General features: G+C 62.0%; 17 protein-coding genes and 3 tRNA genes. 11 read left to right on the top strand and 9 right to left on the bottom strand.

The genetic code is table 11. From position 1 onward, the window contains the following. Positions 1-251 (top strand): hypothetical protein (locus DMX11_RS26125; protein WP_218278963.1); only part of this gene is annotated, 251 nt, incomplete at its 5' end. On the opposite strand, the gene DMX11_RS17405 is transcribed toward DMX11_RS26125, so the two are convergent. Then, on the bottom strand, positions 161-421 hold the full coding sequence (locus DMX11_RS17405) for a DUF2798 domain-containing protein (protein WP_110745624.1): 261 nt from the start codon (positions 419-421) through the stop codon (positions 161-163). The genes DMX11_RS26125 and DMX11_RS17405 overlap by 91 nt on opposite strands. A 114-nt stretch (positions 422-535) precedes the next feature. On the opposite strand from DMX11_RS17405, the gene DMX11_RS17400 reads away from it, so the two are divergent. Continuing rightward, positions 536-1,465: a LysR family transcriptional regulator gene (locus DMX11_RS17400; protein WP_110745623.1), complete on the top strand. Its 930-nt coding sequence runs from the start codon at positions 536-538 to the stop codon at positions 1,463-1,465. Positions 1,466-1,507: 42 nt separating this feature from the next. On the opposite strand, the gene DMX11_RS17395 is transcribed toward DMX11_RS17400, so the two are convergent. The 3 genes from DMX11_RS17395 to DMX11_RS17385 all read right to left on the bottom strand — a co-directional run bounded on the left by DMX11_RS17395 (position 1,508) and on the right by DMX11_RS17385 (position 3,877). Then, positions 1,508-2,773, bottom strand: a complete 1,266-nt coding sequence (locus tag DMX11_RS17395) for an OmpP1/FadL family transporter (protein WP_110745622.1) — start codon at positions 2,771-2,773, stop codon at positions 1,508-1,510. 147 nt (positions 2,774-2,920) lie between these two features. Next, entirely contained in the window at positions 2,921-3,403 is a 483-nt protein-coding gene (locus tag DMX11_RS17390; protein ID WP_110745621.1) for a hypothetical protein, read from the bottom strand. A gap of 249 nt (positions 3,404-3,652) precedes the next feature. Next, positions 3,653-3,877, bottom strand: coding sequence for a hypothetical protein (locus DMX11_RS17385; protein WP_110745620.1), 225 nt, complete (start codon positions 3,875-3,877; stop codon positions 3,653-3,655). A gap of 948 nt (positions 3,878-4,825) precedes the next feature. Between DMX11_RS17385 and DMX11_RS17380 the strand changes: the two genes are divergently transcribed. Beyond that, positions 4,826-5,245 carry a tetratricopeptide repeat protein gene (locus DMX11_RS17380; protein WP_110745619.1) on the top strand — a complete coding sequence of 140 codons (420 nt, stop codon included), beginning with the start codon at positions 4,826-4,828 and terminating at the stop codon, positions 5,243-5,245. Positions 5,246-5,430: 185 nt separating this feature from the next. Continuing rightward, on the top strand, positions 5,431-6,804 hold the full coding sequence (gene rmuC / locus DMX11_RS17375) for a DNA recombination protein RmuC (protein WP_177410757.1): 1,374 nt from the start codon (positions 5,431-5,433) through the stop codon (positions 6,802-6,804). Here rmuC and DMX11_RS17370 read toward each other — a convergent pair. Both DMX11_RS17370 and DMX11_RS17365 read right to left on the bottom strand, forming a co-directional pair. Next, the gene (locus DMX11_RS17370; protein ID WP_110745617.1) at positions 6,776-10,252 is read right to left on the bottom strand and encodes a PAS domain-containing hybrid sensor histidine kinase/response regulator; all 3,477 of its coding nucleotides are present in this window, start codon (positions 10,250-10,252) and stop codon (positions 6,776-6,778) included. The genes rmuC and DMX11_RS17370 overlap by 29 nt on opposite strands. Positions 10,253-10,407: 155 nt before the next feature. After that, on the bottom strand, positions 10,408-11,586 hold the full coding sequence (locus DMX11_RS17365) for an MFS transporter (protein ID WP_110745616.1): 1,179 nt from the start codon (positions 11,584-11,586) through the stop codon (positions 10,408-10,410). Positions 11,587-11,791: 205 nt separating this feature from the next. Here DMX11_RS17365 and DMX11_RS17360 point away from each other — a divergent pair, with 205 nt between their 5' ends. The 4 genes from DMX11_RS17360 to DMX11_RS17345 all read left to right on the top strand — a co-directional run bounded on the left by DMX11_RS17360 (position 11,792) and on the right by DMX11_RS17345 (position 16,735). Further along, positions 11,792-12,523: a GntR family transcriptional regulator gene (locus tag DMX11_RS17360; protein WP_110745615.1), complete on the top strand. Its 732-nt coding sequence runs from the start codon at positions 11,792-11,794 to the stop codon at positions 12,521-12,523. A gap of 95 nt (positions 12,524-12,618) precedes the next feature. After that, the gene (locus DMX11_RS17355; protein ID WP_110745614.1) at positions 12,619-13,893 is read left to right on the top strand and encodes an MFS transporter; all 1,275 of its coding nucleotides are present in this window, start codon (positions 12,619-12,621) and stop codon (positions 13,891-13,893) included. Between the two features lie 24 nt (positions 13,894-13,917). Continuing rightward, a complete protein-coding gene (locus tag DMX11_RS17350) occupies positions 13,918-14,751 on the top strand; it encodes an amidohydrolase (protein WP_110745613.1) in 834 nt (277 codons plus the stop codon). Between the two features lie 106 nt (positions 14,752-14,857). After that, complete coding sequence (locus DMX11_RS17345) at positions 14,858-16,735, top strand: MFS transporter (RefSeq protein ID WP_110745612.1); 1,878 nt, start codon at positions 14,858-14,860, stop codon at positions 16,733-16,735. 10 nt (positions 16,736-16,745) lie between these two features. Here DMX11_RS17345 and sugE read toward each other — a convergent pair whose 3' ends face one another. The 3 genes from sugE to rdgC form a co-directional block, all read right to left on the bottom strand. After that, positions 16,746-17,063, bottom strand: a complete 318-nt coding sequence (gene sugE / locus DMX11_RS17340; protein ID WP_019470182.1) for a quaternary ammonium compound efflux SMR transporter SugE — start codon at positions 17,061-17,063, stop codon at positions 16,746-16,748. Positions 17,064-17,224: 161 nt separating this feature from the next. Beyond that, positions 17,225-18,190: a bile acid:sodium symporter family protein gene (locus DMX11_RS17335; protein ID WP_110745611.1), complete on the bottom strand. Its 966-nt coding sequence runs from the start codon at positions 18,188-18,190 to the stop codon at positions 17,225-17,227. 102 nt (positions 18,191-18,292) lie between these two features. Continuing rightward, entirely contained in the window at positions 18,293-19,213 is a 921-nt protein-coding gene (rdgC, locus tag DMX11_RS17330; RefSeq protein WP_110745610.1) for a recombination-associated protein RdgC, read from the bottom strand. A 216-nt stretch (positions 19,214-19,429) separates the two neighbouring features. On the opposite strand from rdgC, the gene DMX11_RS17325 reads away from it, so the two are divergent. The 3 genes from DMX11_RS17325 (at position 19,430) to DMX11_RS17315 (ending at position 19,841) form a co-directional block, all read left to right on the top strand. After that, positions 19,430-19,505, top strand: a tRNA-Val gene (locus DMX11_RS17325). 13 nt (positions 19,506-19,518) lie between these two features. Next, positions 19,519-19,595, top strand: a tRNA-Asp gene (locus tag DMX11_RS17320). 170 nt (positions 19,596-19,765) lie between these two features. After that, a tRNA-Val gene (locus DMX11_RS17315) sits at positions 19,766-19,841 on the top strand. Positions 19,842-19,892: the final 51 nt, after the last annotated feature.

Here is a 19,892-nt window from a genome sequence, read left to right as displayed (position 1 = left end):
AAGATCAAGATCAAGATCAAGATCAAGATCAAGATCAAGATCAAGATCAAGATCAAGATCAAGATCAAGATCAAGATCAAGATCAAGATCAAGATCAAGATCAAGATCAAGATCAAGATCAAGATCAAGATCGAGACAGCGGCGGTTCTTGCGGGCTGTGTTACTTCGTATGCACCGTACACGCCACCAGCCTCACCACCACCGGCCGCACCACCAGCACGCAAACAAACGCCACCGGCATCGCCAACTGATAAGCCTTCAGCACATTGCTCAGGTACTCCGGGGTAACCCCTGCATTCGCCGCAGTGATCACGAAACACATCAACAGCGCCATGATCGACGACATATAAAAGGCGAAAACGTAGGGCGTGGCGGCTGGGTGCAATTTGCGTCGGCTGCGCGCTTGGGAAAGGTTGTTCATGCAAGCTCCTGAAAATGGATGGAGCTGCAGGTTAGCAACGCGCGTAGTCGCAGCTGTAGACCAGCAGGATTGAGTACTTTATAAAGAAATTCTTACGAATCCACGAGCCTCCCCATGGACCTGCTCAACGCCATCCGTTGCTTCATCAAGGTGGTTGAAGCCGGCAGCATCGTCGCTGGCGCCCGCAACCTGGGTCTCACCCCGGCGGCGGTCAGCCAGAACCTGGCCCGGCTGGAAGGCCACCTGCAGGTGCGCCTGCTTAGCCGCAGTACACGCAGTATGGCCCTGACACCCGCTGGCACTCAGTATTACCAGCGGGTCAGCCATATAGAGCGTGACCTCGCCCTGGCCGAGCAAGCCGTCACCACCCCGGACAGTGAACCTCAGGGGCGGCTTTGTATTGCCTCGACGACAGCCTTCGGCCGCCATGTGCTGGCGCCACTGATCCCCGCATTCAGCGCCCGCTATCCGCTGCTTTCGATAGAATTGGTAACGACTGATCGCCGGGTCAACCATGCGCGTGAAGACGTTGACGTGAGCCTGCGCATCGCGCCGCAACTGGAAGACCAGCTGTTGGCCCGGCACATCGCCCGCATCCCGTTCATTTGCTGTGCATCGCCCGGGTACCTGCAAAATGCCGGTGTGCCGGCCACGCCAGAGGCCTTGCGCGATCATCGCTGCCTGGTGTTCCGCTACCCCGTGGACGGCCGCTTCCTGCGATGGGGATTCATGCGCGACGGACTGCGCTTTGAGCCGGTATTTAGCAACGTGCTGATAAGCGATGACATCGACGCCCTTACCCAGATGGCCCTCCACGATGGAGGCATAACCCGGCTGGCCGAGTTTATCGTGCGGCCGCACTTGGCTTCTGGTGCCTTGGTGCCACTGTTCGAATTCAGCGACAGTGGCCAGGCCTACGCCCAGACTGAACCGATGGACATCTATCTGTGCTTGGCTGACCGTTTTGCCATGACGACGAAAGTGCGAGTGTTCATGGACTACCTGCGCGAATGCCTGGGTGATAGCTGGCGGATGCAGGAATGAAAAAACCGCCACGAAGGCGGTTTTTCTTGCAACGCACAAGAATCAGAAACGGTAGGTGAGGGATGCACCGATACCGTGAGCGCTGTTCTCGTACTTGGCCTGGTAGCTACCCTTGGTTGCGCTGACCTGATTCACCTTGGTGTCCTCTTCCCACAGATAGGAATAGGCCACGTCGATGGTCATGTCGTCGTTCGGGCTCCAGCCGGCACCCAGGCTGAAGATCTTGCGGTCACCGGTCGGGATGCGTGGCGAACGGTCGTGGTTGTTGGTTGGGGACTGGTCGACGGTGAAGCCTGTGCGAAGCACCCACTCCTTGTTGACCTTGTAGGATGCACCAATGGCGTGTGCCCAGGTGTCATGCCAGTTCTGCTCTTCGGTGATGGTCTGGAACGCCGAACCTGCCAACGGTGCCGGTACGTCGTTTTGAACGGTGATGTTCTCCAGGCGGCTCCAGCGCGTCCAGGTGCTGCCTGCGTACAGGGTCCACTGGTCGTCCAGTTCGTGAGTAACCGAAAGGTCGACAGACTCCGGCGTCTTGATCTTCAGGGTGGCGTCGAACTTATCGCCGTCGAACGGCCCGATCAGTGGGGTGCTGACACGGGTCTTGCCCTCCAGCTTGTAGTCGACCATCGAATGGTAGGTCAGGCCGACGCGGGTGCGGTCGGTGGCCTGGACCAGGATACCGATGTTGTAGCCAATGGCAGTGTCGTCACCCTTGATCTTGACTTCGCCGTCGTTACTGCCCGGGCTGAACGGGTTGATCAGGCTTGAGCCCAGTTCGCCCTCGATGCGGTTGATGGTCGGGCCGAAACCAATCGAGACCTTGTCGTTGAAGGCATAGCTTACAGTCGGCTGGAAAGTGACGACCTGTACGTGGCTTTTCTTGCCCCAGTAACGTGCGGCGTCATCACTGCCGTAGTCGGTTACCAGGCCGAACGGGACGTAGACACCGAAGCCTACGCTCCAGTGGTCATCGATCGGCTTGACGTAGTAGCCCATGGGTACGCCAACCACAGGCACCATGTCACCATCGGTTTCCCCCCCGAGGTTGCTGCCTGGGCCCGAGATGTCGGACTTGGCAATGACGGCGGCGCCGCCCACGGTGAACTGCTCGCGCTTGAGGCGGGACATGCCAGCCGGGTTGCCAAATACGGTGCTGGCATCATCGGCAGAAGAAGAACGTCCCGCGAAACCTGTCCCCATGCTGCTGATGCTCTGTTCGTTGAGCGCGAAGCCGCTGGCGAGCAGTTGGCTGGAAGCAAGCGCAATCGCTACGCCGAGGGAGGTTTTGAGCATTACTTTTTTCATTATTAGAAAACTCCTTGGGATCTCCGGGGCGAAAAGCTACCAACAAATCACGCGCTGCGCTATAGCCTCAATCGCAGGAGTTAGAGCGCTTTTGTAGGACAATCCGACCAAAATTCCCTTTTTTCCGGTTTTATTGTAGGACGCGTCTTAAGATGCCTGTGGCAATCTCCGATCTATGCAGGTATGCCAAGCGGTGGTGAAGTCCCGCAGGCGACCTTGGGGGTTGAAAATCTGTCGCCAGATCCGCGCAAGTGCCAACAAATCGTCAGCCGCAGGCAGGGGCGTGGACTGCTCTTCGACGAGCATCCAGGCAATGGCAGTGGAGTAGCGAAGGTTGACGGTCAGCTCTAGATGCGGGCCGCCCAGGAAGGCGTGCTGGCTGGCCAGGCCACGGATCATGCTGGCCAGGTCAGGGTCGCGGGCCAGGTAGTCGTCCCATAGCGCCTGGTGACGATGTTCGCCAATGCGGTAGAGGCCGTGCCCTCGCCGGTCGTGCAAGGCAGACCCGAGTGCCGACTGGCTGGCGGCGATGCCCAGCAACAAAGCTTCGGCGCTGGCGCAGTGACGGTTCAGGTAGACCAGGGTGGGTCGGATCACATACTGACACAATTCATTCGCCGCAATACCCATGATGCCCTCGAGCAAGTAAGGGCCGGACGGGCGCTGGAGCTTGGCAGCTGGTGAATGATCAGGCCCGCCGGAAGCGGCAAGCACCGCTCGAGTTGAAGTGTAGTGTGATAATCGTGGTGTAAAAGGCTGTTTTTAAATCGATTGCTGTCAGACGCCCTTGGCTATATGCCTTAAGGCAATTACGCCAAGAACGTTCAGGCAGGCTCGAGACGGCTCGATTCAGCGCTTGAATACCGCGGTATTCGCCACTCACGCGGTGAGCGACTGGCGGGTCCGGGCGATCACCGCCTGCAGCGGTTCGGTGCGGCTGTACTGTTCAGGGTACAGGCGCTCGGTGTGGCAGGCGACGCCGTGTTCGTCTACCAGGGTGAAGCTGAAGCTGCCCTTGCGTGGGGCAACGATAAGGCACTTCAGCGGCGAGAAGGCCTGGGAGAGGGTGCCAATGGCAGCCTGAATTTGATGATGAGTTTGCATATTGTTGGAGGTTCCTGCTTTAAACACGGGGATTATGATCCGTGCATGATAGAAACGTTCCAGTGACGCCTTTATTAAGGGACGAACGAACCTGACTGGAACAGGGCAGCCAGAGGGAGCGCGATCAAAGGTTTGCGCCTGGGCTGACTGGTAGGTACTTCAGAGGGCAGGCAGCACGCCGGGGCCAAGGTTCTAGGCCGTCGGGTGGGATCCTGATCAATCTGTAAGGTGATTCGTGCTTGAACAGCGCAAGGCTGGCGAGTGAATCATCGAAAGGGCCGGTCCGGATTTCAGCAGGGCCACTCTTGGGGGGAGGGCGTCTGCAAGGACATTGGGGCCAGAATTGACTTTCAGCTTGGTACTAACGAGGCGCACCTTACCTTAAATGCAGGTGGTTGGCAAGCGCTACGTTTGTACAGGGTAGCCGCGCAGTATGGCGCGTATCTGCGCCGCTGGGAAGAGGGGCAAATGGCCCATATCCACGCTGATGTGCCCTGTTCGTGCACTCAACTGAATGTTATTGGTGCACTTGTTCACATTTGGGGCGGCGCTTGTAAAGGCTTGGCAACACCTCAGGTCGGTCTCGCCAATGCCTTGACTGGGTGGTTAAGTCAATGAAAAAAAACACTATTTTTAGCTGGTGAAAAAATCGTCAGTTTGACCGAAGCCCCCATTTCACGGGGGTTTGCGGGGTATGTGAGGGGGTTGTCCACCGAGTTATCCACAGGAACTGTGGATTGTCCCTGGCACTTGCTCTAGCACGGGCGTGCCAGCAGACGAGCGAACTGTCCGACAATCGACATGTGCCAACGGACCGGTTGGTCATGCACCTGGAAACGTCAAGAAAAGATCATCGAAATTTTTTTTCAATCCTCCAGAAATCGACAGGTCAGGGCGAAAAAAAAAGAGTAGAGTGGCGCGCCTTTCGAGTCGCCAAACCTGTTGCTCATGAAGTTCCGCAGTAAACACCTCGCCAGTCCCGCTGTATCGAGCCATGCCCCTCCCGCGAAGCGTTTTTCATTGAAGGTAGCCTTGTGGCTGCTCGACAGCCCGCGCCTGGGTGACAAGCCGCAGGTCAAGCACTTGGCTGGGCGCCTGTTGAAGCAACCCGCTCGCCAGGGCGTGGTGGTGGCGCAAAGCCGCCTTGGGCAGATGCTGTGCCGTGATTGCGGCAATGCCCGCGACCGGCGCATTGGTCATGAGTTGCTACGCCAGGCGGCCCGTGCCGGTGACTGGCGGGCGCAGCTGGAGTATGCGCAGCTGTGCCAGCGGAGCGAGCCTGAACAGGCCCGCTATTGGCTGGAACTGGCGGCAGGGCAGGGCTCGCAGGACGCGCGGCGGCTGCTGCGACAGTGGTTTCCTGGCTAAGGTAGCTACAGGCAACACACCCGTCAGGCTGATAAGCTGCACTCAATTCGCATCAGAGCATCGGGGTAAGCATGACAGTGGATCTGGCCAGCATACTGCTGGGCTTGGTGGCAGGCGCATTACCCTGCCTGGGTTGGATCATGCAGGTGCAGCGCCGTCAGGGCGCCCGGCAAGGCGAGCAGGCCTTGCTTGAGGAACGCCTCAACGCTGCCCAGTTGGCCCAGGCCGGCTTGCAGGCGCAACTGGATGCCAGCCGCGATGAAGTCAGCGACCTCAGTGAAGCCAACAGCGTCAAACAGGCCCAGCTGGCCGCCCAAGGCCGTGAACTGGAGCTGCTGCAGATCGACCGCGACAACGCCCGTGATGCCGCACACGCCTGGCACCTTGAGCGCGCCAACCGTGAAGCCGAGCTGCGCCGCCTGGAGGCCCAAACCGCTCGCCTGGACGCCGAACTGCGCGAGCAACAGGAAAGCCACCAGCAGCGCCTGGAAGACCTGCAGGAGGCACGTGACACGCTGCGTGCCCAGTTCGCCGACATGGCCACCAAGATCTTCGACGAGCGCGAGCAGCGCTTCGCCCAGACCAGCCAACAGCACCTCGGCCAGTTGCTGGACCCGCTCAAGGAACGCATCCAGTCCTTCGAAAAACGCGTGGAAGAAAGCTACCAGCAGGAAGCCCGCGAGCGTTTTTCGCTGGGCAAAGAGCTCGAGCGCCTGCAACAGCTCAACCTGCGCCTGTCCGACGAAGCCACCAACCTCACTCAGGCCCTGAAAGGTCAGAAAACCCAGGGCAACTGGGGCGAGCTGATCCTTGAGCGGGTGCTTGAGCATGCCGGCCTTGAAAAAGGGCGTGAGTACCAGACCCAAGTCAGCCTGAAGAGCGCCGATGGGGAGCGTTTCCAGCCCGATGTGCTGATCATGCTGCCCGGCGACAAGCAGGTGGTGGTGGACGCCAAGGTCAGCCTTACCGCGTACCAACAGTTCGTTGCCGGTAACGACGAGGCCGCGCTGAAGCAGCATGTGCAATCGCTGCGCAGCCACGTCAAAGGCCTTTCGAGCAAGGACTACAACCGCCTCGAAGGGCTGCACAGCCTGGACTTCGTGTTGCTGTTCGTGCCAATCGAGGCAGCCTTCTCGGCAGCCTTGCAGGCCGAGCCGAACCTGTTCCAGGAGGCCTTCGACCGGCAGATCGTGATTGTCAGCCCGACCACCTTGCTCGCCACCTTGCGGGTGATCGACAGCTTGTGGAAGCAGGAACGCCAGGGCCAGAACGCTCGGGAAATCGCCGAGCGCGCCGGTTGGCTGTACGACAAGTTCGTGCTGTTCATCCAGGACCTGGACGAGCTGGGGGGGCGCCTGCAACAGGTGGACAAGGCCTACGCTGCGGCGCGCAACAAGCTCTGTGAAGGGCGCGGCAACCTGGTCAGCCGCAGTGAACAATTGAAGTTGCTGGGCGCGCGCGCCAGCAAGAGCCTGCCGGCCGACCTGCTGGAGCGGGCGCTATCCGACGAGGCGCTGCCCGACGAAGCGGTTACTGAACCAGGCTCAGATGGCGATTGAGCATGGCGCGCAGGGCCGCCGGCTTGACCGGCTTGGCGAGGTAATCCAGGCCTGATGCGTGCACGAGGGCGATGGTTTCCTTGCTGCCGTCGGCACTGATCACCACCCCTGGCACCGGCTCACCCAGCCGTGCACGTAGCCAGCCCATCAGCCCGGTGCCAGTCTCCCCGTCGTCCAGGTGATAGTCCACCAGCGCCAGGTGCGGGCGCATGCCCTTGGCCAGCAAGGCTTCGCATTCGGCCTGGTTGCGCGCGGTCCACACCTGGCAGCCCCAGCGGCTGAGCAGGCTGTTCATGCCGATCAGGATGCTGTCTTCGTTGTCCACGCACAGCACCTGCAACCCGGCCAGCGGCTGGCCGACTTGCTCTACCGGCGCGCTCGGTGCCGGGGCCGCCTGGCGTGCAATCGGCACGCTGACACGGAACACTGTGCCCTTGCCCGGCCACGAACGCACTTCCAGTGGGTGGCCGAGCACCCGGCACAAGCCATCGGCGATCGCCAGGCCCAGGCCCAGGCCTTTTTCGGCGCGGGTCTGGTGGCTGTCCAGGCGCTTGAACTCCTGGAAGATCACCTGCAGCTTGTCGTCGGCGATGCCCGGGCCGCGGTCCCATACCTCCAGCCACAGGCGCTCGCCCTGGCGGCGCACACCGAGCAGAATCGGGCTCTTGCCGTAGCGCAGGGCGTTGGTGAGGAAGTTCTGCAGCACCCGGCGCAGCAGTTTCATGTCGCTGTCCACCCGCAGGCGGCTGCCACGCAGGCGGAATTCCAGACCCTTCTCGGCAGCCAGCAGCTTGAACTCGGCGCCCAGGGTGTCGAACAGCTCGTTGAGGGCGAACGGCTTGGCATCCGGGGTGATCTTGCCGTTCTCCAGGCGCGAGATGTCCAGCAGGTCGCTGATCAGCTCTTCGGCCGAGCGCAGCGAACTGTCCATGTGCTGCACCAACTGCTGGGCCTCTTCGTTCATGCCCTCGGCCTGTTGCGACAAGGCCGCGGAGAACAGCCGCGCGGCGTTCAGCGGCTGCATCAGGTCATGGCTGACTGCGGCCAGGAAGCGGGTCTTGGACTTGCTCACCGCTTCGGCCTGGCTCTTGGCTTCGGACAATGCCTGGTTCAGTTGCGACAGCTCGTGGGTGCGCTCTGCCACCCGTTGCTCCAGGCCTTCGTTGGAATCACGCAGGGCCTGTTCGGCCTCGCGGAACGGGGTGATGTCGGTAAAGCTCATGACGAAGCCGCCGCCGGGCATCGGGTTGCCGATCAGTTCGATCACCCGGCCGTTGGGGAACAGGCGCTCCGAAGAGTGTGCACGCCCCTGGCGCATCCAGTGCAGGCGCCGCGCCACGTGCACCTGGGCCTCGCCCGGGCCGCACAGCCCGCGTTCGGCGTTGTAGCGGATGATGTCGGCAATGGGCCGGCCCACGCTGATCAGCCCGTCCGGATAGTTGAACAGTTCCAGGTAGCGGCGGTTCCAGGCCACCAAATGCAGGTTCTGGTCGACCACGCTGATGCCCTGGTTGATGTTTTCGATGGCCCCTTGCAGCAAGGCGCGGTTGAACTGCAGCACTTCGCTGGCTTCGTCTGCGATGCGGACAACGTCCTCCAGCTGCATGTCGCGGCCTTCGATGGCAGCCTTGACCACGGCGCGGGTCGATGAAGTGCCGAGCACCCCGGCCAGCAGGCGTTCGGTGTGTTCGATCCAGTCGCCGTCGGCGTTCTGGTTAGGGTTGAAACCCTTGCCCTGCCGGTAGGCGAAGCGGATGAAACTTTGCCGTGCGCGCTCCTCGCCGACAAAGCGCGAAGCCAGGGTCAGCAGGTCGTCGATCTGCACCGCCAGCAGCGGCTTGCTGCTGGGCCGCGCGCTGGTTTGCTGGCCGATGAAGCGGCCGGCCTGCCAATGCTCGGAAACCCGTGTGCGTGACAGCACCGACACCCAGGCGAACAGGGTGAAATTGCCCGCCAGCGACAGCACCACGCCCTGTGTCAGCGGGCTGATCGGCAGGTTCAGCGGGTTGCCGTGCAACCACGCCAGCCCTGGGAACAGCTGCAGCGACCAGCCCAGGCTGTGTGCTGCAATCGGCAGTACCAGGGTGTAGAACCAGAGGAAAATGCCAGCGGCCAGGCCAGCGAACACACCACGGCGGTTGGCCTGTTTCCAGTACAGCGCGCCGAGCATGGCCGGGGTCAATTGGGTCACGGCGGCAAAGGCGATCTGGCCGATGGTCGCCAGGCTGGCGGTGGAACCCAGCAAGCGGTAACTGACATAGGCCAGCAGCAAGATCACCACGATGGTTACCCGGCGTACCGAGAGCATCCAGTGGCGGAACGCTTCGAACGGCCGCTCGGCATTATTGCGGCGCAGCAGCCAGGGCAGCAGCATGTCGTTGGAGACCATGGTCGACAGCGCCACGGCCTCGACGATCACCATGCCGGTGGCCGCCGAGGCGCCGCCGATGAACGCCAGCAGGGCCAGGCTAGGGTGTGCCTCGGCCAGCGGCAGGCTGATGACGAACGAATCGGAAATCACCGTGCCCGGCAGCAGCATCTGCCCCGCCAGGGCAATTGGCACCACGAACAGCGCGGCCAGCGCCAGGTACATCGGGAACACCCAGCGCGCCAGGCGCATGTCCTGCGCTTCGATGTTCTCCACCACGGTGACGTGGAACTGCCGTGGCAGGCAGATGATCGCCATCATCGCCACGGCGGTCTGCACCACCATCGACGGCCAGTTGATGGTTTCCTGCCAGTAGTCCTGCAAGTGGATCGACTGGCGTGCCTGGCTGAACAGGTCATCGAAACCGTCATACAGGTTGAAGACGATGAAAATGCCCACGGCAAGGAACGCCAGCAGCTTGATCAGCGATTCGAAGGCAATTGCCAGGACCATGCCGCGGTGGTGCTCGGTCACGTCGAGGCTGCGGGTACCGAAGACGATGGCGAACAGCGCCAGCACCAGCGACACCACCAGTGCGGTGTCCTGAACACGGGTGCCGGTGGCATCGGCGTTGGCGCCGATCAGCAGGTTCACGCCCAGCACGATGCCCTTGAGCTGCAGGGCGATGTACGGCAGCACGCCGACCAGGCAGATCAGCGCCACCACCACGGCCAGGCTTTGCGACTTGCCGTAGCGCGCAGCGATGAAGTCAGCGATCGAGGTGATGTTCTGCTGCTTGCTGATCAGCACCATCTTCTGCAGCACCCAGGGTGCGAAGACCATCAACAGCACCGGGCCCAGGTAGATCGGCAGAAACGCCCACAGCTGTTCGGCGGCCTGGCCGACGGCGCCGAAAAAGGTCCAGCTGGTGCAGTACACGGCCAGCGAAAGGCTGTACACCCAGGCACGCAGCTTCGGCGGCAACGGCGTGCTGCGGCGGTCGCCATAGAAGGCGATGGCGAACATGACGGCCATATAGGCCAGGGCGACCACGGCGATCAGCCCGCTGGACAACGACATGAAGACTCCGAAGCAAAAAAGATAACGCGGTCCCGATCAGTCAGTCTGGCACGCGGGTGCCGCTTCGTCAGCGCCGACGATGGTCGCAGTGGCAGGTGGTCGCAGGCGGTAGATGCAGGCGCGGGTATACCGCCAAGAGGCCTGTACCGCCAGCATCACCCTCTGCGGGTACCCAGGCCGTAAAACACCCCTGCCAGTATCACCGACAATATCAGCAGGTAGAAGACCGCTCCCGGCCACAGGTGTACCAGTGCGAACCCCACCAGCACCGGCCCCAGTGCCGCCCCCAGGTTGGACAGGTTCTGCGCACCGTAATACACCCCGCGCAAGTGCTCTGGTGCAATCAGGTCGATGAACATGTACTCGGCCGGGATCACGATGATTTCGCCCAGCGTGAACACCAGCATCGCCAGGCACCAGGCCAGCACCGAGCCCGCCAGCGCAAAACCCAGCAAGCCGGCGATGAACAAGCCCATGCCGGCCAACAGCCACGGCATCAGACGCTGGCGGCTGATGCGCCGGCCAATCAGGTACTGCAAGGCAATGACCGTCACCGCGTTGGTGGTGACCAGATAGCCGATCAGCCGTGCGGCTTGGGTCGGGTTGCTGGTTACCACCAGGTACTGGGACAGGTAGGCGGTGAACTGGCCGAACACCACCGCGCTCATTACCCCACCCACGGTGAAGCACACCAGCCGACGATCCCGCATCAGCCCCAACGCCACTTGGCCGAAGCCGGCCGCGGGTTTGTCCGGCGCGCTTGCCTGCAGGCTGCGATCACCAAGGCGCCAATAAGCCAGGCACATGGCCAGGCCAAGCAGGGCAGAGGCGAGGAACGGCACATGGTCGTTCAGTTCGAGCATGGCCACGCCCAGTAACGGGCCGGCGGCATAGCCGACGTTGCTGAGGGTGTACTTGATGGCGAACACCTCGGCCCGCTCACCGACCGGCAGTAACGCGCAGAAGCCCGCCTTGGCGGCGATGTCGACCACTGCCAGGGCCAGGTTGATCAACACCAGACAGAAGAAGAACGGCAGCGCCGAACGGCTGGCGACCGCGCCGATGAAGGCCAGGGCGAACAGCAGGGTACTGGCGCTGACCAGCGTGTGGTTGCTCAAGGTGTCGACCAGATGGCCACCGTACAGACTCAATAGCGAGGCGACGATCAGCGCGCCACCGATCAGCAGGCCGATCTGGCTGATCGGCAGCTGGAAATTGTCGGCCAGGTAAACCACCAGGTAGGGCAGGGTGAGGGCGCGGGCGACGGTAAGCGTGAAGGTGGTGGTGAGCAGCAGGCGAACGGTGTGCGGGTAACGTTTTATGGCGGCGAGCATTGCCACGTCCTTGTTGTGCGGGTTTGCCGAGCACAAGCATAAGCCACATGCAGTAATTGCAGGAGCACCGGGACAGCCGCTCGCGACACTAGGCCGCCTCACGGGCGAATGGGCGACAGGCGGAGGATTGACAGCCCGTCAGGCTAGGGGAATACTCTCGGAAAATTCATATATATGTTTATATAACAAGACGAGAGCGAGACCCATGCACCCATTGACCGGTGATGCTCGACTGCCCCGCTACCAACAACTGCGCGACCACATGGTCGGGCAAATTGCCAACAACCGCTGGCGTCCAGGGGAAGCGATTCCGACCGAAGCAGCCCTGGCTACCGAGTTCGACATGTCGATCGGCACCGTGCGCAAGGCCGTCGATGTACTGGTGGCCGAAGGCGTGCTGGAGCGCCAGCAGGGCCGAGGCACCTTCATTCGCCGCCCACAGTTCCAGTCGTCGCTGTTCCGCTTCTTCCGTTTCGAGGCCGCCAATGGCGAGCGCATAGTGCCTGAAAGCCGCATTCTCTCCATCGAGTCGCTTCCGGCGCCTTCGGCGGTGGCCGAGGCATTGGGCCTGGCGGGGGAGGCACAAGTGATCCGCATCGTTCGCACCCGTCTGCTGGGCGCCCAGCCGGTGCTGGCTGAAGAAATCTGGCTGCCGCGCCAAATGTTCCAACCGCTGCTGGACGTGGATCTGAACAGCAAGGGCCCACTGCTGTACCCGATCTACGAAGCGCTATGCGGTCAGGTGGTCGCCTACGCCGAAGAGACCCTGACCGCCGAAGCGGTCGACGCGGTGCATGGCCGCTTGTTGCAACTGGCGGCCGACAGCCCGGTGGTGGTGATCGAGCGCCTGGCCCGGGACTACGCCGGCAAACCTCTGGAGTGGCGCCGCTCGCGCGGGCATGCGCAGCACTTCCGCTACCGCATCGACATTCGCTAAACCGGTCGCGTCGCCCTTTTACCTACCTGCGCCGTGCTGCCACGGCGCAGTGGCTTCGCCTGCCCGTTACACCCACGACTAGAAGGATAACAATCATGTTCAGCTGGTATCGCCAGATCACCTCACGGGAACGCAAGACGTTCTGGGCCTGCTTCGGCGGCTGGTCGCTCGACGCGCTGGAAGTACAGATGTTCGGCCTGGCCATCCCCGCGCTGATCGCTGCGTTCTCCCTGACCAAGGGCGACGCGGGCCTGATCAGTGGTCTGACCCTGGTGACCTCGGCGATCGGCGGCTGGCTGGGTGGCACCTTGTCCGACCGCTACGGCCGCGTGCGGACCCTGCAATGGATGATCCTCTGGTTCTCGTTCTTCACCTTTCTTTCGGCGTTCGTCACTGGGTTCTACCCGCTGCTGTTCGTCAAGGCCATGCAAGGTTTCGGCATTGGTGGCGAATGGGCCGCCGGCGCGGTGCTGATGGCCGAGACCATCAACCCGAAATACCGCGGCAAGGTCATGGGCACGGTGCAGAGTGCCTGGGCCGTGGGTTGGGGCTTGGCGGTGGCGCTGTTCACGCTGATTTACTCGGTGGTGCCGCAGGAGTTCGCCTGGCGGGTGATGTTCTTCGTTGGCCTGTTGCCGTCGCTGCTGATCATCTGGGTGCGCCGCAATGTGCCTGAGCCGGACAGTTTCCAGCGCCTGCAGAAGGAAAACGCCATCCCCACCAGCTTCCTCCAGTCGTTGGCTGGCATCTTCCGCCCAGAACTGCTGCGCGTGACCCTGCTTGGCGGCTTGCTCGGCCTGGGTGCCCACGGCGGCTACCACGCGGTAATGACCTGGCTGCCGACGTTCCTCAAAACCGAGCGCAACCTGTCGGTGCTTAACTCCGGCGGCTACCTGGCGGTGATCATCCTGGCCTTCTGGTGCGGCTGCGTGGTCAGCGGCATGCTGATCGACCGAATCGGCCGGCGCAAGAACATCTTGCTGTTCGCCCTGTGCTGCGTACTGACCGTGCAGGCCTATGTGTTCTTCCCGCTGAGCAATACCCAGATGCTGTTCCTGGGCTTCCCGCTGGGCTTCTTCGCTGCCGGTATCCCGGCCAGCCTGGGCGCGTTCTTCAACGAACTGTACCCGGCCGAGGTGCGCGGCGCCGGGGTGGGCTTCTGCTACAACTTCGGCCGTGTGCTGTCGGCGGTATTCCCGTTCCTGGTCGGCCACATGAGCGAGTCGATGTCGCTGGGCAGTGCCATCGGCATCGACGCCGGCATCGCCTACGGCGTGGCCGTGATCGCCGCCTTGTGCCTGCCGGAAACCCGAGGCCGCAACCTTGAAACTGCACCCGCACCAGAAATGGCCGGCGCGGCTGCCAAGTAACCTGACTTTGTTTGTATGAGAACCATGCCTGACGCTTCCGATTTACCCCTGACCGCCATCGACAGCCACGCCCACGTGTTCAGCCGTGGGCTGAACCTGGCCAGCGAACGGCGTTATGCGCCCGGCTACGACGCGCCGCTGGGTGATTACCTGGGCCAGCTGCTGGTCCATGGTTTCAGCCATGGTGTGCTGGTGCAGCCCAGCTTCCTCGGTACCGACAACCGCTACCTGCTCAGTGCCCTGCAGACCGTGCCGGGGCAACTGCGCGGGGTGGTGATGCTGGAGCGTGACGTCGAGCGGGAAACCCTTGAGCACATGGCGGGTCTGGGGGTACGCGGTGTACGCCTTAACCTCATGGGCCAGGCGTTGCCCAACCTGGCCGGCGCCGAATGGCGGCCGCTGCTGGAACGTATTGGCGAGCTGGGCTGGCATTTGGAGCTGCATCGGCAGGTGGCGGATATACCAACGCTGGTGCGGGCGTTGCAGCCCTATGGCCTGGACATCGTCATCGACCATTTCGGCCGCCCCGATGCCCGCCGTGGGTTGGGGCAGCCCGGGTTTGCCGAGCTGCTGACCCTGGGTGGGCAGGGCAAGGTGTGGGTGAAGGTGTCGGGTATCTACCGGCTGGAAGGTGAGCCTGAAGAAAACCTGGCCTTTGCCCGTTCGGCGCTGTGTGCACTGGAAGCGCACTACGGTGCCGAGCGGCTGATGTGGGGCAGTGACTGGCCGCATACCCAGCATGAGTCGGCAGTAAGCTTCGGCACTGCAGTGCAACAGTTCGAGGCGCTGGGCTGCTCGGCGGAGTTGCGCCAGGCGCTGTTGGTGGATACTGCGCGGGTGCTGTTCGGCTTCGAATGAGGTAGCGCCTGTGCCGGTGCTTGCCAGCGGGTGCATTTCCCATGCAGATTTGTGGCCTGAAGCGCACGGCGCGCCTCCAATTGAAAAGCCCTCAGGACCAAGGACGATGAGTCACTCCTCGCAATTCACCTTGCTCGGCAAGCGGCGCTTCCTGCCGTTTTTCATCACCCAGTCGCTGGGTGCCTTCAACGACAACCTGTTCAAGCAGTCGCTGATTCTGGCGATCCTGTTCAAACTCAGCCTGGGCGACGGCGACCGGTCGATCTGGGTCAACCTCTGCGCGTTGCTGTTCATCCTGCCGTTCTTTCTGTTCTCGGCGCTGGGCGGGCAGTTTGGCGAGAAGTTCGCCAAGGACGCGTTGATCCGCGCGATCAAACTGGCCGAAATCGCCATCATGGCGATTGGTGCACTGGGCTTCATCACCAACCACCTGGCGCTGATGCTGGTGGCGCTGTTCGGCATGGGTACCCACTCGGCGCTGTTCGGCCCGGTGAAGTACTCGATCCTGCCGCAGGCCCTGCGCGAGGAAGAGCTGGTCGGCGGCAACGGGCTGGTAGAAACCGGTACCTTCCTTGCCATCCTCGCCGGCACCATCGGCGCCGGGGTGATGATGTCGGCCGATAGCTACGCCACGGTGGTGGCTGGCGGGGTGGTAGGCACTGCAGTGCTCGGCTACCTGGCCAGCCGCTGGATCCCGCGCGCGGCTGCTGCTTCGCCGAACATGCCGCTGGACTGGAACATCTTCAAGCAGTCGTGGGCGATCCTGCGCATGGGCCTCGGCCAGCCGCCTGCGGTATCGCGCTCGATCGTCGGCAACTCGTGGTTCTGGTTTGTTGGTGCCATCTACCTCACGCAGATTCCTGCCTACGCCAAGGACTGGCTGCACGGTGACGGCACGGTGGTAACGCTGGTGCTGACGCTGTTCTCGGTGGGGATCGCGCTGGGGTCGCTGCTGTGCGAACGCCTGAGCGGGCGCAAGGTGGAAATCGGCCTGGTGCCGTTCGGCTCGTTCGGCCTGACCCTGTTCGGCCTGCTGTGGTGGTGGCACTCCGGCGATGTACCGGCTGCGGCGACGCCGCACGACTGGCTGGCGTTGCTGGGCCTGAGCCAGGCCTGGTGGATCCTGCTGTCGATCGTTGGCCTGGGTGTATTCGGCGGCTTCTATATCGTGCCGCTGTATGCCCTGATCCAGGCGCGCACGGCCCAAGACCAGCGTGCCCGGGTCATTGCAGCCAACAACATCCTCAATGCCTTGTTCATGGTGGTGTCAGCGGTGCTCACCATCATCCTGCTGGGCGTGGCCGAGCTGAGCATCCCGCAGCTGTTTCTGGTGGTGTCGCTGCTGAACATTGCGGTCAATGCCTATATTTTCAGGATCGTGCCCGAGTTCACCATGCGCTTCCTGATCTGGTTGCTCAGCCATTCGATGTACCGGGTGCAGCATCGCGACCTTGAGCGCATCCCCGACGAAGGTGCGGCACTGCTGGTGTGCAACCACGTGTCGTTCGTCGATGCCCTGCTGCTGGGCGGCGCCATCCGCCGGCCGATTCGCTTTGTCATGTATTACAAGATCTACAACCTGCCGGTACTCAACTTCGTCTTCCGCACAGCCGGTGCCATCCCGATTGCCGGGCGCAACGAGGACCCGGGCACCTACGAGCGGGCTTTCGCGCGCATAGCCGAATACCTGGCCGAGGGTGAGCTGGTGTGCATCTTCCCGGAGGGCAAGTTGACGGGTGATGGTGAGATCGATGTGTTCAAAGGCGGTGTCAACCGCATCCTTGAAGAAACGCCGGTACCGGTGATCCCGCTGGCCCTGCAGGGCTTGTGGGGCAGTTTCTTCAGCCGGGACCCGGCCAAGGGCTTCTTCAAGCGCCTGTGGTCGCGGGTAACCATCGTGGCGGGGGCCGCCATTCCGGTGGAGGTCGCGCAGCCTGAGCTGTTGCGCGAGCAGGTCAGCCGCCTGCGCGGCGACCTGCGTTAAACGGGCGTGGTCAGCTGGCGCTGACTTTCAGGCCGATAAGGCCGCAGACGATCAGCGCCACACTGACCAGCCGTACCAGGGCCATGGACTCGCCGAACAGGATGATCCCAGCGATGACTGTGCCGACCGCGCCAACACCCGTCCAGATGGCATAGGCGGTGCCCAGCGGTAGCTCTTTCATGGCCAGGCCCAGCAGGCCCAGGCTGATGACCATGGCGCCGACGGTGAGTACGGTGGGAATCGGTTTGCTGAAGCCGTCGGTGTATTTCAGGCCAACGGCCCAGCCGACCTCGAACAGGCCGGCGAAGAACAGGATGATCCAGGACATGAGAGTGTCTCCATCGTTTGAATGATGGGGCCGTCCCCGGAATGGTCACGCGGTGCGTCGTGAGGTCGTCCTCACAGTGGGCAATATAGTGCACACCTGAAGGTTTCAGGGCAAGCCTGTGCGGGCCTGTCCACCCGCGAACAGGCCCGCACAGGCAGATATCAATGCTTGGCCGGTTCGATCCCTTCAGTCTCAGGTTCAGGCTCATCCATCCGCCGGAACCAGGTCGACAACAGCGCCCCGGAAATATTGTGCCAAACGCTGAACAACGCACTTGGCACTGCTGCCAGCGGCGAGAAGTGCGCCGCCGCCAGTGCCGCCCCCAACCCGGAGTTCTGCATGCCCACCTCCAGCGCCAGCGACTTGCGCTGGGCCAGCGGCAGCTTGCACAGCTTGCCGGTCAGGAACCCAAGCAGATAGCCAAAGCTGTTGTGCAGCATCACCACCGCCATGATCAGCAGCCCCGACTCGGCAATCTTCGCCTGGCTGGCCGCCACCACTGCGCACACGATCATCACGATGCTCACCACCGACACCAGCGGCAGCACCTGCACCGCTGCCTGCACGCGGGCACCGAGCAAACGCTGGGCCAGTACGCCGAGGACAATCGGCAACATCACCAACTGCAGGATCGACCAGAACATGTCCATGAAGGACACCGGTAACCAGGCCGAGGCCAGGAACCAGATCAGCGCAGGAGTGAGCAGTGGCGCCAGCAAGGTAGTGACTGCGGCGATAGCCACTGCCAGTGCCAGGTCGCCACGCGACAGCCACACCATCACGTTCGACGCAGTGCCACTCGGGCAGCAGCCAACCAAAATAACGCCCACGGCAATTTCCGCTGGCAGGTGGAACAGTTGGCACAGCAGCCACGCCATGCCCGGCATGATCACGAAGTGTGCGACCACCCCCAGCATCACCCGCCAGGGCTGGCGGGCGAGGGCGGCGAAGTCGTCGAGCTTGAGGGTAAGGCCCATGCCGAACATCACCAGCCCCAGCAGCGGCACGATGGCCACCTTGAGGGCGATGAACCATTGCGGTTGCAGAAAGGCCAGCACGGCGAACACCAGCACCCAAAGGGCGAAGGTATTACCGACGAAGCGGCTGAGGGCGGCGAGGGCACGCATGGGGGCAATTCCTTTTATAGTTGTGGCTTTAAGCGTTTCGAGGCACTAGGGCCGGTGCAGGCGAACAACACCGTTCAGGCCTGCAGCGGTTCATCCATTACCTCAGACCCCTTGCGGAATCTCCTCGCCACCCAGCGCCTCGAACAGCACCGGCAGGAATTCGGCGAAGGTCATCATCATCAGCTGGAAGCTGGCATCGAACTGCTGCGCAGCCTCATCACCACCATCCTGCTCGGCCTGCTCCTGCAGCAACTCTTCGAACTTCAGGCGCTTGATCACCATTTTGTCGTCAAGAATGAACGACAGCTTGTCTTGCCAGGCCAGGGCCAGCTGGGTGACCACCTTGCCAGTGCTCAGGTGCAGCTGGATTTCCTCGCTGGTCAAGTCCTGGCGCTTGCAACGCACGATGCCACCGTCTTCGGCGGTGTCGCGCAGTTCGCATTCGTCCAGCACGTAGAAGCCTTCGGCAGCCTGCTGCGACTTGACCCAATCGGTCATGGTGGCAACCGGCGCGATTTTCACCGTGGCCGGGCGTACCGGCAGCGAGCCCATCACTTCACGCAGGGTCGACAACAGGTCTTCGGCACGCTTGGCGCTGGCCGAGTTGACCAGGATCACACCCTGACGCGGGGCAATGGCAGCGAAGATCATCGAGCGGCGGATGAATGCACGCGGCAGGAAGGCCTGGATGATCTCGTCCTTGATCTGGTCGCGTTCCTTTTTATAGACCTTGCGCATCTGCTCGGTCTCGATCTCTTCGACCTTTTCCTTGACCGCGTCGTTGACCACGCTGCTCGGCAGGATGCGTTCTTCTTTACGGGCGGCAATCAGCAGGTATTCGCCGCTGACGTGCACCAGGGGAGCGTCTTCGCCTTTGCCGAAGGGTGCGACGAACCCATAGGTGGTCAGCTCCTGGCTGGCGCAAGGGCGGGCCGGCTTGCTGGCCAGGGCGGCTTCCAGCGCTTCAGGCTCGAACGGTACTTCCTGGGTCAGGCGGTAGGTCAGCAGGTTCTTGAACCACATGAGGGGCAATCTCTCCTTAATGCATAAGGCGGGCATTATTCTCCGAGCAGCGCTCTGAGGCCAACCCTGTCAGAGGGCCAGCAGTTGTTTATGCCGAAATAAAACGCCCGGCAACGCTAGGTCCTTGAAAGGCCAAAGGTTTTTTTTCAAAAAAGTTTAAAAAGTGCTTGCCAGGCTGTGGGGGCGTAAGTAGAATGCGCGCCACACCGAGACGAAGGGTGATTAGCTCAGCCGGGAGAGCATCTGCCTTACAAGCAGAGGGTCGGCGGTTCGATCCCGTCATCACCCACCACTCGATGTATAGCGCAGCGGTAGTTCAGTCGGTTAGAATACCGGCCTGTCACGCCGGGGGTCGCGGGTTCGAGTCCCGTCCGCTGCGCCATATTCCACTTCCAGGGCCCACTGAACACCCGGAAGTAACAGAGAAAGCGACCTTAGGGTCGCTTTTTTTGTGCCTGAAATTTACTGGCTGATTTAAATTTGCAAAAACTTCGATAAGTGCTTGCCAGAGCATCAAGTCGCCCGTAGAATGCGCGCCACACCGAGAGACATGGGTGATTAGCTCAGCCGGGAGAGCATCTGCCTTACAAGCAGAGGGTCGGCGGTTCGATCCCGTCATCACCCACCACTCGATGTATAGCGCAGCGGTAGTTCAGTCGGTTAGAATACCGGCCTGTCA

This window comes from Pseudomonas sp. LB-090624 (assembly GCF_003205205.1).
GTDB lineage: Bacteria > Pseudomonadota > Gammaproteobacteria > Pseudomonadales > Pseudomonadaceae > Aquipseudomonas.
This window is presented reverse-complemented; position numbering and strand designations above follow the sequence as displayed.